The sequence below is a fragment of the Kitasatospora sp. A2-31 genome (genome assembly GCF_022288725.1).
Classification (GTDB): Bacteria; Actinomycetota; Actinomycetes; order Streptomycetales; family Streptomycetaceae; genus Kitasatospora.
In genome coordinates, this window is the sequence record NZ_JAKNTA010000256.1 from 1 (window position 1) to 1,111 (window position 1,111).

The following is a 1,111-nucleotide window of genomic DNA, read 5'->3' on the forward strand; positions in this document are numbered from 1 at the left end:
CCCCGCCGTACGGCAGCGGGTACGACGAAGGGCCCGCCCCTCGCGGAGCGGACCCTTTCACCGGTGACGGCCGGGGCTCAGTCCCCGATCAGCGCGTCCACGAAGGCACCCGGCTCGAACGGCGCCAGGTCGTCCGCGCCCTCGCCGAGACCGATCAGCTTGACCGGCACGCCCAGCTCGCGCTGGACCGCGACCACGATGCCGCCCTTCGCCGTGCCGTCCAGCTTGGTCAGCACGATGCCGGTGATGTCGACCACCTCGGCGAAGACCCGGGCCTGGATCAGCCCGTTCTGACCGGTGGTGGCGTCCAGCACCAGCAGCACCTCGTCCACCGGGCCGTGCTTCTCGACGACCCGCTTGACCTTGCCCAGCTCGTCCATCAGGCCGGTCTTGGTGTGCAGCCGGCCGGCGGTGTCGACCAGGACGGTGTCGGCGCCCTCGGCGATGCCCTCCTTGACCGCGTCGAACGCGATCGAGGCCGGGTCGCCGCCCTCGGGGCCGCGCACGGTCCGCGCGCCGACCCGCTCGCCCCAGGTCTGCAGCTGGTCCGCGGCGGCGGCACGGAAGGTGTCGGCCGCGCCGAGCACCACCTTGCGCCCGTCGGCCACCAGCACCCGGGCCAGCTTGCCGGTGGTGGTGGTCTTGCCGACGCCGTTGACGCCGACGACCAGGACGACCGCCGGGCCCTCCTGGTGCTTGGTGGAGTGGACGGTGCGGTCGGCGTCCTTGCCGATCAGCTCGACGAGCTCCTCGCGCAGCAGCCCGCGCAGCTCCTCCGGGGTGCGGGTGCCGAGCACCTTCACCCGGGTGCGGAGCCGCTCGACCAGCTCCTGGGTGGGGGCCACGCCGACGTCGGCGGTGAGCAGGGTCTCCTCGATCTCCTCCCAGGTGTCCTCGTCCAGGTGCTCCCGCGAGAGCAGCGAGAGCAGGCCCTTGCCGAGCGAGTTCTGCGAACGCGAGAGCCGGGACCGCAGCCGGACGAGCCGGCCGGCGGTGGGCTCGGGGACTTCGAGGGCCGGGGCCTCCTCCTCGACCGTCTCGGGGACGGTCACGGCCTCGGCCTCGGGAAGCTCCACCTCCTCGACGGTGCGGCGGGGCTCCTCGGTCGGCG

At 73.7% G+C, this 1,111-nt stretch carries 1 protein-coding gene; it reads right to left on the minus strand.

Features of this window, described 5'->3' with window-relative positions:
- Positions 1-77 precede the first annotated feature (77 nt).
- Positions 78-1,111: signal recognition particle-docking protein FtsY (gene ftsY, locus MCM47_RS44505; protein ID WP_238951892.1), on the minus strand; the 1,034-nt coding region annotated here is incomplete at its 5' end.